Source organism: Methylovirgula ligni (assembly GCF_004135935.1).
Taxonomy (GTDB): Bacteria; Pseudomonadota; Alphaproteobacteria; order Rhizobiales; family Beijerinckiaceae; genus Methylovirgula; species Methylovirgula ligni.
Genome location: NZ_CP025086.1, coordinates 331,039 through 343,656, shown reverse-complemented (window position 1 = coordinate 343,656; position 12,618 = coordinate 331,039). Strand labels below are relative to the sequence as shown.

The 12,618-nt window shown below is 62.1% G+C and carries 11 protein-coding genes; 9 read left to right on the top strand and 2 right to left on the bottom strand.

The annotated features are described in order from the left end of the window. Positions 1-101: 101 nt before the first annotated feature. Positions 102-1,805: a uracil-xanthine permease family protein gene (locus tag CWB41_RS01565; RefSeq protein ID WP_115835731.1), complete on the top strand. Its 1,704-nt coding sequence runs from the start codon at positions 102-104 to the stop codon at positions 1,803-1,805. A gap of 80 nt (positions 1,806-1,885) precedes the next feature. Then, entirely contained in the window at positions 1,886-2,575 is a 690-nt protein-coding gene (locus tag CWB41_RS01560; RefSeq protein WP_115836341.1) for a potassium channel family protein, read from the top strand. Positions 2,576-2,581: 6 nt separating this feature from the next. On the opposite strand, the gene lepA is transcribed toward CWB41_RS01560, so the two are convergent. Further along, complete coding sequence (lepA, locus tag CWB41_RS01555; RefSeq protein ID WP_115835732.1) at positions 2,582-4,381, bottom strand: translation elongation factor 4; 1,800 nt, start codon at positions 4,379-4,381, stop codon at positions 2,582-2,584. On the opposite strand from lepA, the gene CWB41_RS01550 reads away from it, so the two are divergent. The 5 genes from CWB41_RS01550 to CWB41_RS01530 all read left to right on the top strand — a co-directional run bounded on the left by CWB41_RS01550 (position 4,328) and on the right by CWB41_RS01530 (position 10,364). Continuing rightward, positions 4,328-4,687, top strand: coding sequence for a hypothetical protein (locus CWB41_RS01550; protein ID WP_129396373.1), 360 nt, complete (start codon positions 4,328-4,330; stop codon positions 4,685-4,687). The two genes, lepA and CWB41_RS01550, sit on opposite strands and share 54 nt — an antisense overlap. A 19-nt stretch (positions 4,688-4,706) precedes the next feature. Continuing rightward, positions 4,707-5,411 (top strand): TetR/AcrR family transcriptional regulator, encoded by a 705-nt coding sequence (locus CWB41_RS01545; RefSeq protein ID WP_115835733.1) that lies wholly within the window; start codon positions 4,707-4,709, stop codon positions 5,409-5,411. Further along, entirely contained in the window at positions 5,408-6,607 is a 1,200-nt protein-coding gene (locus tag CWB41_RS01540; protein WP_115835734.1) for an efflux RND transporter periplasmic adaptor subunit, read from the top strand. The genes CWB41_RS01545 and CWB41_RS01540 overlap by 4 nt, the downstream gene beginning before the upstream one ends. A 16-nt stretch (positions 6,608-6,623) precedes the next feature. Then, a complete protein-coding gene (locus CWB41_RS01535; RefSeq protein ID WP_115835735.1) occupies positions 6,624-9,704 on the top strand; it encodes a multidrug efflux RND transporter permease subunit in 3,081 nt (1,026 codons plus the stop codon). A 69-nt stretch (positions 9,705-9,773) separates the two neighbouring features. Further along, a complete protein-coding gene (locus CWB41_RS01530) occupies positions 9,774-10,364 on the top strand; it encodes a hypothetical protein (protein WP_115835736.1) in 591 nt (196 codons plus the stop codon). Here CWB41_RS01530 and CWB41_RS01525 read toward each other — a convergent pair. After that, positions 10,356-11,036, bottom strand: a complete 681-nt coding sequence (locus CWB41_RS01525; protein ID WP_115836342.1) for an RluA family pseudouridine synthase — start codon at positions 11,034-11,036, stop codon at positions 10,356-10,358. The genes CWB41_RS01530 and CWB41_RS01525 overlap by 9 nt on opposite strands. A gap of 100 nt (positions 11,037-11,136) precedes the next feature. On the opposite strand from CWB41_RS01525, the gene CWB41_RS01520 reads away from it, so the two are divergent. Together CWB41_RS01520 and CWB41_RS01515 are read left to right on the top strand one after the other, a co-directional pair. Continuing rightward, positions 11,137-11,409, top strand: a complete 273-nt coding sequence (locus CWB41_RS01520; RefSeq protein WP_115835737.1) for a hypothetical protein — start codon at positions 11,137-11,139, stop codon at positions 11,407-11,409. Between the two features lie 139 nt (positions 11,410-11,548). Next, positions 11,549-12,532: a beta-ketoacyl-ACP synthase III gene (locus CWB41_RS01515; RefSeq protein WP_115835738.1), complete on the top strand. Its 984-nt coding sequence runs from the start codon at positions 11,549-11,551 to the stop codon at positions 12,530-12,532. Positions 12,533-12,618: the final 86 nt, after the last annotated feature.

Below are 12,618 nucleotides of genomic sequence, written 5' to 3'. Positions count from 1 at the left end.
AGGCAGGGCTGTCGTCATCGGCGCCTATTCAAATTGATGGCTTCGTGTTCAACTGGGCGCCTTACGCCGCAAGTCTTCCCGCACGATCTGGTCGTTATAAAATGAAGAAGCCTGCAAGCCTCGTCTACGGGGCGGAGGAAAAGCCACCGCTGTCCATCATCATCGTCAGCGCCATCCAGCATGTGGCGGTGATCGCGATTTTCATGGTCTATCCGTTGATCATCGCGCGTCAGGCCGGTGCGCCGCCGGCGGAGATCGCGGCGATTCTGCGCGTCGGGGTGCTGGCTCTGGCTTTTGCCGTCCTGCTTCAGGCGTTGCCGCGCGGACCCGTCGGCAGCCATTTCCTGGCGCCCTCGATTTTCACCGGCGTTTATCTCGGTCCGTCGCTGCTGGCGGCGAAGCTCGGCGGCCTGCCGCTCGTCTGGGGCATGACCATCTTCGCGGGCTTCGTCGAGATCGGCCTTTCACGGGTCTGGTCGCGGCTGCGCGCCTTCATCCCGCCGGAGACCGCCGGGATGGTCGTCTTCCTCGTCGGCGTCATCATCGGGCTTGCCGCTTTGCATGTGCTGCTCGGCAAATCGTCGGGCAATATGGTTGCGGGCCGCGACGCCTTCGTCGCGGGGGTGAGCCTCGCAACCATGATCGGCCTCAATATCTGGAATAAAGGCCGCCTGCGGCTTTTCTGCATTCTGATCGGCATGGTCGTGGGCTACGTGCTTTCGGGCTTCACGGGGCAGATCACCGGCGCCGATCTCCGCGCCGTGCTGAACCAGCCGGTGCTGGCGTTGCCGTCGTTCGCGCATCTCGCCTGGGCCTTCGACTGGTCGATGGTCGTTCCCTTCGCGGTGACCGGCCTTGCCGCGGCGATGAGCACGACCGCCGTCATCACGACCTATCAGCGTTTGACCGATGCCGATTGGGTGCGCCCCGATGCGCGCTCGATCGACGGCGGCATTCTCGCCGACGGCCTCGCCGCCGTGGCGGCCGGCCTTCTCGGCACCTACGGCCTGACGATTTCGACCGCGAATGTCGGGCTTGTCGCAGCGACCGGCGTCGCCAGCCGCTACATCGCGTTCGTTATCGCCGCGATTCTCGCCATCGCGGCATTCCAGCCGACCTTGATCGGCATTTTGACGATCATGCCGGCGCCGGTGATGGCTTCGGCGCTTTTATTCACCGCGGTCTTTATCATGATCAGCGGCGTGCAGATCATTTCGACCCGCGTGCTCGATCCGCGCCGCACTCTGGTGATCGGCGCGGGCATGATGGCTTTCTTCATGGTCTCCGTCGTGCCATCCGCCTTCGCCGGCGTGCCGCGATGGGAGCAGCCGCTGGTCACCTCGCCTTTGGTGATCGCGACGCTTGTGGCGCTTTTGCTCAATCTTGTGTTCCGCATCGGCATTCGCCGCACGGTCACTTTGGAGATCGACCCCAAAGCGGTGGCGCCGCAGGATGTCGTGAATTTCATCGAGCGCGCGGCGGGTATCTGGGGCGCGCGGCGCGATGTCGTCACGCGAGTGGAATTCGCCGTGCAGCAGGCGGTCGAGGCGATTGTCGAATTTTGCCGCGTCAAGGGGCCGATCGCGCTGGCCGTGAGTTACGACGAGTTCGATATCAACGCCAAACTCACTTACGAGGGGCTTCCCCTGGAGCTTCCCAACTGGGCGCCTTCGCAAGAGGACATACTCGAGTCGGAGGACGGCCCGCGCCGCCTCGCGGGCTTTCTCGTGCGCCGCCAGGCCGACCGCGTGCAAAACACCGCGGCGCATGGCGCGACGGTTCTGAGCCTGCAATTCAAGCATTAGGCTGTGGCCGATTGCGGCTTCAAATGGCGAATGCTGCTCAATCGAATGGAGCGCCTGTGACCGTCCTGTCGGATCGCCTCATGTCCAAAGCGAGTTTCCGCCGGCTGCGGGAGCGCTTCGGCGATCCCTTGCTGACCACGCTGACAATCATGTTGGCGCTGTTGCTGTTCGTTATCGCACCGCTGCAGGCGAGCGGTGTCAGGGGCGCGCATTTCTTCGGGATTCTCTTCGGATTTGTCCTGGTTGCTGCTGTGTTTGTCATTTCCGGCAGTCGTCTGGCGGTGGCGGCGACCGCTCTCGCGCTCATTCTGTCGGTCGTTACCAGCTCCCTCCGGGCTCATCATCAATCCATTGTCGACGTTTATCTGGAGGCTGCGAGTTGGCTGGTCGCCGGGCTCACTCTGCTTATTGTCGTTGCGCGGGCGGTCTTCGCACCGGGCTTAATCACGTTTCACCGCATCATAGGCGCAGTCCTGCTTTACCTCGATGTCGGACTGATTTTTGCGGCGCTCTATGGCTTCCTCGCGCTCGCGAAACCGCAGGCCTTTGCCGGTTTACCGCCGATGCTCGATAATCTCTCCGTCGGGACGAATGTCGTCTATTTCAGCTTCGTGACATTGACGTCGGTGGGTTACGGTGACATTGCACCGGTGCATCCGCTCGCGCGATCGCTTGCCAATGTCGAAGCGATCATTGGTCAGCTTTATCCGGCGACTCTGCTGGCGCGCCTCGTCACGCTCGAACTCGCGCACCGGATCGATAAGAAGTGAGGCAGATCACGAATCCATTTTCAGCGCGGCGATAAAAGCTTCCTGCGGAATCTCCACCTTGCCGAACTGGCGCATCTTCTTCTTGCCGGCCTTCTGCTTTTCGAGAAGCTTGCGCTTGCGGGTGGCATCGCCGCCGTAGCATTTCGCCGTCACGTCCTTGCGCAAGGCGCGGACCGTCTCGCGGGCGATGATCTTGCCGCCGATCGCCGCCTGGATCGGAATCTGGAACATGTGCGGCGGGATCAGCTCCTTCAGCTTCTCGACCATGGCGCGGCCGCGCAGCTCGGCGCGATCGCGGTGGACGAGCATCGAGAGCGCGTCGACCGGCTCGGCATTGACGAGGATCGACATTTTGACGAGGTCGCCCTCGCGATAATCGGTGATGGTGTAATCGAAGCTGGCATAGCCCTTCGAGATCGACTTGAGCCGGTCGTAGAAGTCGAACACGACTTCGTTGAGCGGCAGGTCGTAGACCGCCATTGCGCGCGCGCCGACATAGTTCAGATCGACCTGCACCCCGCGCCGTTCCTGGCAGAGTTTCAGCACCGCACCGAGATAATCGTCCGGCGTCAGGATCGTTGCCCGTATCCACGGCTCTTCGATCTTCTCGACCCGCGTCAGATCGGGCATGTCGGCGGGATTGTGCAGCGAGACGGTTTCGCCCGAGCGCAGCACGATCTGGTAGACGACCGAAGGCGCGGTGGCGATGAGGTCGAGATTGAATTCCCGCTCCAGCCGCTCCTGGATGATTTCGAGGTGCAGCAGGCCGAGGAAGCCGCAGCGGAAGCCGAAGCCGAGCGCCGCGGAGCTTTCCATTTCGTAGGAGAAGCTCGCATCGTTGAGGCGCAGCCTGCCCATCGCGGCGCGCAGATCGTCGAAATCGGCCGCATCGACCGGAAACAGACCGCAGAAGACGACCGGCTGCGCCGGCTTGAAGCCGGGCAGGGCTTCGGCGACGGGGTGGCGCTCGTCGGTGATCGTGTCGCCGACGCGGGTGTCGGCCACCTGCTTGATCTGCGCGGTGATGAAGCCGATCTCGCCGGGGCCGAGTTCCTCGACATCCTGCATCTTCGGGCGGAAGACACCGATCCGGTCGATCACATAATGCGCATCGGTGCCCATCATCTTGATCTTCTGGTGCTTCTTCATGACGCCGTCGAAGATGCGTACCAGCACGACGACGCCGAGGTAGGCGTCGTACCAGGAATCGACGAGCAGCGCCTTCAAGGGCGCCTTGGCGTCGCCCTTCGGCGGCGGCAGGCGATGGACGATCGCTTCGAGCACATCGCCGATGCCGATGCCGGTCTTGGCCGAAATCAGCACCGCGTCCGAGGCGTCGAGGCCGATGACGTCCTCGATCTGTTGCTTGATGCGCTCGGGCTCCGCGGCCGGCAGGTCGATCTTGTTCAGCACGGGCACGATCTCATGGCCGGCATCGAGCGCGTGATAGACATTGGCAAGCGTCTGCGCCTCGACGCCCTGGCTTGCATCGACGACGAGCAACGAGCCTTCGCAGGCCGCGAGCGAGCGCGAAACCTCATAGGCGAAGTCGACGTGGCCCGGCGTGTCCATCAGGTTGAGGATGTAGGTTTCGCCGTCCTTGGCCTTGTATTCGAGGCGGACAGTCTGCGCCTTGATGGTGATGCCGCGCTCGCGCTCGATATCCATCGAGTCCAGGACCTGTTCCACCATATCCCGCGCGGCGACCGCGCCTGTCGTCTGGATCAGGCGGTCGGCGAGGGTCGATTTGCCATGGTCGATATGCGCGACGATCGAAAAATTGCGGATATTTTCAAGCTTAATCATGCGCTGCGGGATAGCAGGCGCCCCTCGCGAAAGAAAGACATGTGTCGCGGGATCGCCGATTTGTCCCGGCTCGGGATGGTTTCGGATCGCGCCGATCTGGACTCACGGGCAGGTCTCGGTTCCAGGGATTTTGAGCGGGCATTTGCGCAACGGATGTTCAATTTTTTGGGTCCCGCTCGGGCCACATTCGAAGGCCATCCTCCTGACCTGCCGAGGCTTTCGGGAGCCAAGGCGGCGGCCTTGGCGCGCGGTGCCATGCCGCAGCGCGGATATGGCGGCTATTTTTACTTGACAGCCGGTAAGTGAGCGTTCACTTACGCGGGCCATGCAACCACCTCGGCTTTCCCGCGACAACCGTCGCCAGCAGATTCTCGAAAGCGCGCTGCCGCTGTTCGCCCGCTACGGCTTCGCCGGGACGACGACCCGGCGAATCGCCGACACGGCGCGTATTTCCGAGGCGCTGCTGTTCAAGCATTTCCCCAACAAATCCGCGATCTACGCCGAAATTCTCGCCGGCATCTGCACCGCCGATCCGGGCCTCGCGCGGTTGCGGGCCGAACCGCCCTCGACGCGCACTTTGGTGCAGATCGTCCGTGGTATGGCGCATTATTTCCTGCAAGCGGCGGATGGCTCCGACGCCGAGGGCAACCAGAAGCTGCGGCTCACCCTTTCGTCCTATCTCGAAGATGGCGAATTCGCCAAGGTCCTCTCCGACAAAGTCGAGCAGGTCATCGCGCCGATTTTCATCGATTCTCTGGAACAGGCCATTGCCGTTGGCGATGCGCTGGCGGGCGCGTCGAGCCCGCGCAATCTCTTCTGGTTCACGCATCATACGATCTGCACCCTGGCGGCGACGCAACTGCCGTCGCTGCCGTCGCTCGATTATCCCCCCGCCGCCAAACTCGAGCGGGAAGTTTGCGAATATATCTTGCGCGGCGTCGGCCTCACCGATGCCGCGATTACGGCGCATGGCGCACTCGATCTGTCGTTCGAAGCTTTCGAAACCTCTCTTCTGGAATTTGCCAAATGACGCTTTCTGCCGAAACCGAAGTCGCGACCAGGACGGACTATCGCAAGTCGAAAGGCGAGCGGCCGGTGCGCACCAAGCTGTGGTTTTCGATCGTCGCCGTGTTGCTGGCGCTGCTGGTCGGCGTCTTCTGGGGTTTCAATCAATTCCGCAACCATATGATCGCGCAGTTTTTCGCGCATATGAAAATGCCGCCGGTCTCGGTCAGCGTCGCGAAAGTCAAAAGCGAGGTTCTGCCGAATCTCCTCACCGGCATCGGTGATGTCGTCGCCGTGCATCAGGTCAATGTGACGACGGATGTCGCCGGCCGCGTCGTGAAAATCATGTTCGAGCCGGGCGCGCATGTCGTCGAGGGCCAGCCGATCGTGCAATTGTTCGACGATCCCGACCGCGGCGATCTGGCGAATTTCCAGGCGCAGGCGCTCGCCGCGAAACTGGCGCTCGATCGCGCCAAGGCGCTCGCCTTGCGTCAGTTCGGTCCGCAGGCGACCGTTGATGACTCGCAAGCGACCTATGACCAGGCGCAAGCCAACATCGCCAAGACCAAGGCGCTCATCTCGCAGAAGCTCATTCTCGCGCCGTTCAGCGGCGAACTCGGCTTACGGCATATCGAGCTTGGTCAGTTCCTCAATGCCGGCTCGGAGATCGTGACGCTCACCGACCTCTCGCAGGTCTGGGTGAATTTCACCGTCACCGAGAAGAACAGCGCGAAACTGAAGCTCGGCCAGACCGTGCATGTCAGCGTTGACGCCTATCCAGGCCGCGTCTTTGTCGGCAAGATCACCACGGTCGAGCCGCAGATCAGCACCGATACGCGTAATATCTCGGTGCAGGCGACCTTCGATAACCCCGATCATGCGCTGAAGCCGGGCATGTTCGCGAATGCGACGATCGTGTTGCCGGATCGGCCGCCGGTCCTGACCGTGCCGGAGACGGCCGCCGACTATTCGCTCTATGGCGATTCCGTCTTCCTCATCAAGAAATCAACGGGAAGCGACGGTAAGGAGGCGCTGACAGCAGTGCGGACCTTCGTCAAGACGGGCGAACGCCTCGATGGCCGCGTTGTCATCGCTTCCAGCAACATCAAGCCGGGCGACGACGTCGTTGCCGTAGGGCAGATCAAATTGCAATCGGGCGCGGCCGTGGCGATTTCATCCGAGCCGCCGCCGGTTATTCCGGCCGAACCCAGCCCCTATTGAGGGCGGAGCGTAGTCTATGGCTTTCACAGATATCTTCATCAAGCGGCCGGTTCTGTCGCTCGTCGTCAGCCTGCTTATTCTGCTGATCGGACTTAATGCCGCCGTGCATCTGCCGGTGCGGCAATATCCGAAATTGTCGAACACGGTGATCACCGTGACGACGACCTATCCCGGCGCCTCGCCGGAGCTGATGCAGGGCTTCATCACCACGCCCATCGAGCAGGCGGTCGCCTCGGCCGAGGGCATCGACTACATGACCTCGCAATCGGTGCAGGGCACCAGCACGATCTCCGTCTATATGAAGCTTAACGCCGATCCCAACGAGGCGTTGACCGACGTGATGGCGAAGGTCAATCAGGTCAAGTATCAGATCCCGAAGGAAGCCAACGATCCGATCATTCTGAAATCGACCGGCCAGACGACGGCGGTGATGTACATCGGTTTTTCGAGTACGGAGCTTTCGGGCTCGGCGATCTCCGATTATCTGACGCGCGTCGTCCAGCCGATCCTTTCGACCGTCGATGGCGTTGCCTCCGCCGATATTCTCGGCGGCCAGACCTTTGCGATGCGCTTGTGGCTCGATCCGGTTCGCATGGCCGGCCGCGGCGTCGCTGCTGCCGACGTCGTCGCCGCCATTCAGGCCAATAACTTCCAGGCTGCGGCTGGCCAGACGAAGGGCTATTACACGATCTCGAATGTCACGACGAACGCTGACCTGACCGATATCGATCAATTCAAACGCATGATCGTGAAGGCCAAGGACGGCGGCTTCGTCCGCATCGAGGATATCGCACGGGTCGATCTTGGCGCGCAGAGCGAGGATTCCAGTGTCGCCTTCAACGGCGAGCACGCGATCTTCATCGGCGTTCAGGCGACGCCGGAAGGTAATCCGCTGTCCATCGTCAAGGGCGTGCGCGCGTTATTCCCGACCCTCGAGCGCAATCTGCCGCCCTCGCTGAGGATGAAAGTCGCTTACGATTCGACGAAATTCATCCAATCCTCGATCGACGAGGTGGAGCACACGCTGATCGAAGCGGTGCTGATCGTCGTCGTGGTGATCTTCCTGTTCCTCGGCTCGTTCCGCTCCGTGCTGATCCCGGTCGTAACGATTCCGCTGTCGCTCGTCGGCGCCTGCGCCATGATGCTTGCCATGGGCTTCAGCCTCAATCTGTTGACCCTGCTTGCCATGGTTCTAGCGATCGGCCTCGTCGTCGATGACGCGATCGTCGTGGTCGAGAACATTTATCGTCATATCGAGGAGGGCAAGACGCCGGTGCAAGCGGCGCTGGTTGGCGCGCGCGAAATCGTCGGCCCCGTCATCGCGATGACGATCACGCTGGCGGCGGTCTATGCGCCCATCGGCTTCCTCGGCGGTCTGACCGGCACGTTGTTCCGCGAATTCGCCTTCACTCTCGCAGGCTCGGTCGTCATTTCGGGTATCATTGCGCTCACGCTTTCGCCGATGATGTGTTCGATGCTACTCAAGAGCGGCGAACCCGGGCGCTTCGCGCAGCTTGTCGATAGAGTCTTCAGCGCGATAACGGACTGGTACGGCCGGCGGCTCGATCGCTCGCTGAATTATCGCGCCGCGACGGGGCTTTTCGCGGTAACGATCCTCGGCCTTCTGGTCTTTCTCTATCTCAATACGAGCTCGGAGCTTGCGCCGGAGGAGGATCAGGGCATCGTCTTCGCGCTGACCAAGACCCCGCAATACGGCAACATCGATTATTCCGACTATTACGGTGCACAGCTCGACAAGGTCTTCGCCTCGTTTCCCGAGACCGATCTGCGCTTCGTCCTCAACGGGACGCCCTCGTCCAACCAGGGCATCTCCGGCATGCTGCTGAAGCCCTGGGACGAGCGCAAGCGCACGGCCATGGCTTTGAAGCCTCTGGTGCAAGCGAAGCTGTCCGCGATTCCGGGCGTCAGCGCCTTCGCCTTCAATCTGCCGGCACTGCCGGGAGGGCCGGGCGGCCTGCCGATTCAGATGGTCATCAATTCGACGGCCGGCTTCCCTGTGATTTACAAGGAAATGGAGAAGATCAAGGCGGCGGCGATGAAGAGCGGGCTCTTCATCGTCACCGACAGCGATCTTCAGTTCAATCAGCCGGTCGTCCGCATCAAGATCGATCGCAACAAAGCAAGCGATCTTGGCCTCACCATGCAGCAGATCGGCAATACGCTGGCGCTGATGCTCGGCGGAAACTACGTCAACTGGTTCAACCTGCAGGGCCGCTCCTACGAGGTGATTCCGGAAGTACCGCGCACGTTCCGTCTGACGCCGGAAATGCTGTCGAGCTATTATGTGCCGTCTCTTAAAGGCGTGCAGATTCCGCTGTCGACGGTGGTATCGATCTCGACCGACACCGATCCGAACGCGCTGACGCACTATAACCAGCTCAGCTCGGCGACGTTCCAGGCGGTCGCCATGCCGGGCGTCACGATGGGGACGGTCGTCGGCTTCCTTGAAAAGCAGGCGCAGAATCTGCCGGCCGGCTTCAGCCACGATTATCTCGCCGATTCGCGGCAGTTCGTGCAGGAAGGCAATCAGCTCGCCGTCACCTTCGTCTTCGCGCTGATCATCATCTTTCTCGTGCTCGCCGCGCAATTCGAGAGCTTGCGCGATCCGCTCGTCATCATGATCTCCGTGCCGATGGCGATCAGCGGCGCGCTGGTGCCCTTGTTCTTCGGCGTCGCGACGATCAACATTTACACGCAGGTTGGCCTCGTTACTTTGATCGGGCTTATCAGCAAGCACGGCATCCTGATGGTCGAATTTGCGCGCGAATTGCAGATTCACGAGAAGCTGGATCGCACCGCGGCGATCAAGAAGGCCGCGCGCATCCGTCTGCGTCCGATCCTGATGACGACGGCGGCGATGGTGACGGGCCTCGTCCCGCTCGTCACGGCCAGCGGCGCGGGCGCGGCGAGCCGCTTCTCGATCGGCATCGTCGTCGTTTCCGGCATGTCGATCGGCACGCTGTTTACGCTCTTCGTCCTGCCGGCGGTCTACACCGTGCTGGCGAAAGATCATCGCGCGTCGGCTGAGTCGCGCCGCGAGAAGGAAATCGCCGCGCTTGCGCAAACCGCGTCGTAATTAACAGGGCGGTGGCGCTCGTGCGCCATCGCTCTCGCCGGCCGCGAACCGCCGCACGATGCTGAAAAGATGAGCCAAACGCAACAAAAGACTCTCTTCGGCCGGGCGATCCACGCCTTCTGGTTCGCTTGCGCTGCAGTCTTCCTGTTTGAAGCGTGGCTTTGGGATGCCGTCGGCGGTCTGCTGAAGCAGTTCGTCGCACTCATCCCGCTTGCGGCGCTCAAAAGGGTGCTCGCGCGCGTCCTTGCGGAATTGCCAGCGCCCGTCGCGTTTCTCGTCCTCCTGCTGCCGTTGGCGGTGATCGAGCCTTTCAAGATTATCGGCCTCTGGCTCATCGCGCGGCATCATCTCGTTCTGGGTATTCTTGCCTTCGTCGCGGCGAAGGTGCTCGGCGTCGGCATCCTCGCTTTCCTCTTCGATGCGATGCGCGGCAAATTGCTGAGCATGTCGTGGTTCGCGCGCTTCTACGTCTTCGTGATGAATGTTCGCGCCAAGGCGCATGCGATCATCGAGCCCTACAAGATTCGTCTGCGTGCCGCGCTCGCGCCATTCAAAGAGCGGCTGAAGGGCATACTGGCGTCGCTGGAAGCGCGCGGCGGGCTCGGCCGCCGGTTCGCATTGTTGCGTGCGCGGGCGCGGCGGCTGCGCGGCTTAACCTGAGGCCGCGCCGAGCAATGCCGAGACTTCGGCCAGCATGTGCGGCGCCACCGGCGCCTCGACCCTGACCGGATCCTTGTTCTTGTAGATTGGAATTTCGATCGCGCGCGCGAGCAGATGCAGCCGTGCCTCGCGGTCACCCGTGCCGTAGACCGGGTCGCCGAGGATCGGGAAGCCGCTCGCCGCGCAATGGACGCGGAGCTGATGCGTTCGGCCGGTGAGCGGCGTCAGTGCCAGCAGCGATTGTCTTTCGTCGCGCGCGAGGATTTTCCAGCGCGTCTGCGCGGGCTGGCCTTGCGGATCGACCTTCATCCACCAGCCGCGCGTGGCGTCGAGCCGGCCGAGCGGCAGGTCGATCAGGCCCTCATCCTCGGGCGGAGCGCCTTCGACCACCGCCCAATACGTTTTCCCGATCTTGCCTTGCTTGAAGAGCAGACCAAGCTTCTCCAGCGCCTTGTGATGCCGTCCCAGTACAAGGCATCCGGCGGTGTCGCGATCGAGCCGATGCGCCAGCGCAGGATCACGCGGCAGGCCGAAGCGTAAGGCCGGAAATCCCGCCTCGAGCGATACGCCGCCCTTCGGCCCGCGATGCACGGCGATCCCCGCCGGCTTGTCGAGCACGAGCATCAGCGCATCGCGATAAAGAATGCGCGTTTGCAGATCGTCCAGCGTCATGCCGCTCACATCATATTTCCGAATATTTCCGAAGTGGAACATATAGCAGCCTGGGGCGTTGAGAAGCAGTACGATGTTTTCTCGAACAAGGAGGCTGGATATGTCGGGCGATCTGCGTTCTCAGGCCGAATTGCGCGAAATTTGCCTGCGCACCTTGCGCAAACAGACGGGATTCGAGGGTATCGGCGATATCCTCATCCGGCCGTGTGCATCCGAGGACGGCGGCGCGAATTGGGCCTTTGCCGGGTTCAGGCCGCGCGTCGATAACACGGCTTTGCGCCAGGCCCGCGGCGTCATCGATCGTTTGCGCAGTTCTTATCAATTGCGGCCGGAAGCTGCACCGGCCAGCGAATATGGCAAGCCGGTCAATTAGGCGCCGTTAGGGGAGCGGCCGCCCGCATCATCGGCGCGGCCGCGACTTCTGTGGCGGACGTCTTATCCGCGATTGCGGTGTCGTCCGTTTCAGCCTATGCGTTGCTCTGAGCCGCTGAGCGGCGATAAGGGCCGACAACGTGACGCATTCCCATATATTGGGGACGGGAGCCTACGCACCGTCGCGCATCCTCACCAATCACGATCTCGAAAAGATCATCAATACGTCGGATGCCTGGATCGTCGAGCGTACGGGGATCAAGCAGCGCCACATCGCGGCTGACGGGGAAGTGACGTCCGACATGGCTGTCGCGGCGGCGCGCAAGGCGCTCGAAATGGCCGAGACGACGCCGGCCGAACTCGACATGATCATCGTCGGTACGATCTCTCCGGATATGCCGATGCCATCCTGCGCGGTGTTCGTGCAGGCCAAGCTCGGCGCCACACGCGCCTTCGCCTTCGATCTCTCGGCGGCTTGCGCCGGCTCGCTCTACGGCCTCACGATCGCCGATCAATTCATACGCAGCGGCCGTGCCAAACGCGTTCTCGTCATCGGCGCGGAATTGCTGAGCCGGCTTGTCGATTGGGAGGATCGCAGCAGTTGCGTACTCTTCGGAGATGCGGCCGGCGCAATGGTGCTTGGCCCGACGCCGGACCCCGAGCGCGGACTCATCTCGACGCATCTGCATTCCGATGGCACGGCCGCCGGCGCCCTGATGATACCCGGCGGCGGCAGCAAGCACCCGCAATCCGAGGAAGTGCTGGCGAAGCGGATGAACAAGATCGCGATGAACGGCCGCGAAGTCTACAAATATGCGACGCGCGCGCTTCAGGACGTCATTCTCGAAGCGCTCGCCGCCAACGGCCTCAAGCCCGGCGCCATTGACCATGTGATCTCGCATCAGGCCAATGTTCGCATCGTCGAGTCGGTCGTCGACCGGCTCGGCATCCCGCGCGAGAAATGCTGGTTGAACATCGACCGCTATGGCAACACGTCGAGCGCCTCGCTCCCCATCTCGCTGGATGAGGCCAATCGCGCCGGCCGGTTGAAGCCCGGCGATCTCGTCGCGATGATGGCCATCGGCGCCGGCATGGCCTGGGGCAGCGCGCTGCTGCGCTGGTAGCGTGTCGTAACATATTGATAATTATGCATTTTATTTGATATACCGGCTATCGTCGCAGAGTGGGTTTTCTTCCGCTGCGGTCCTGT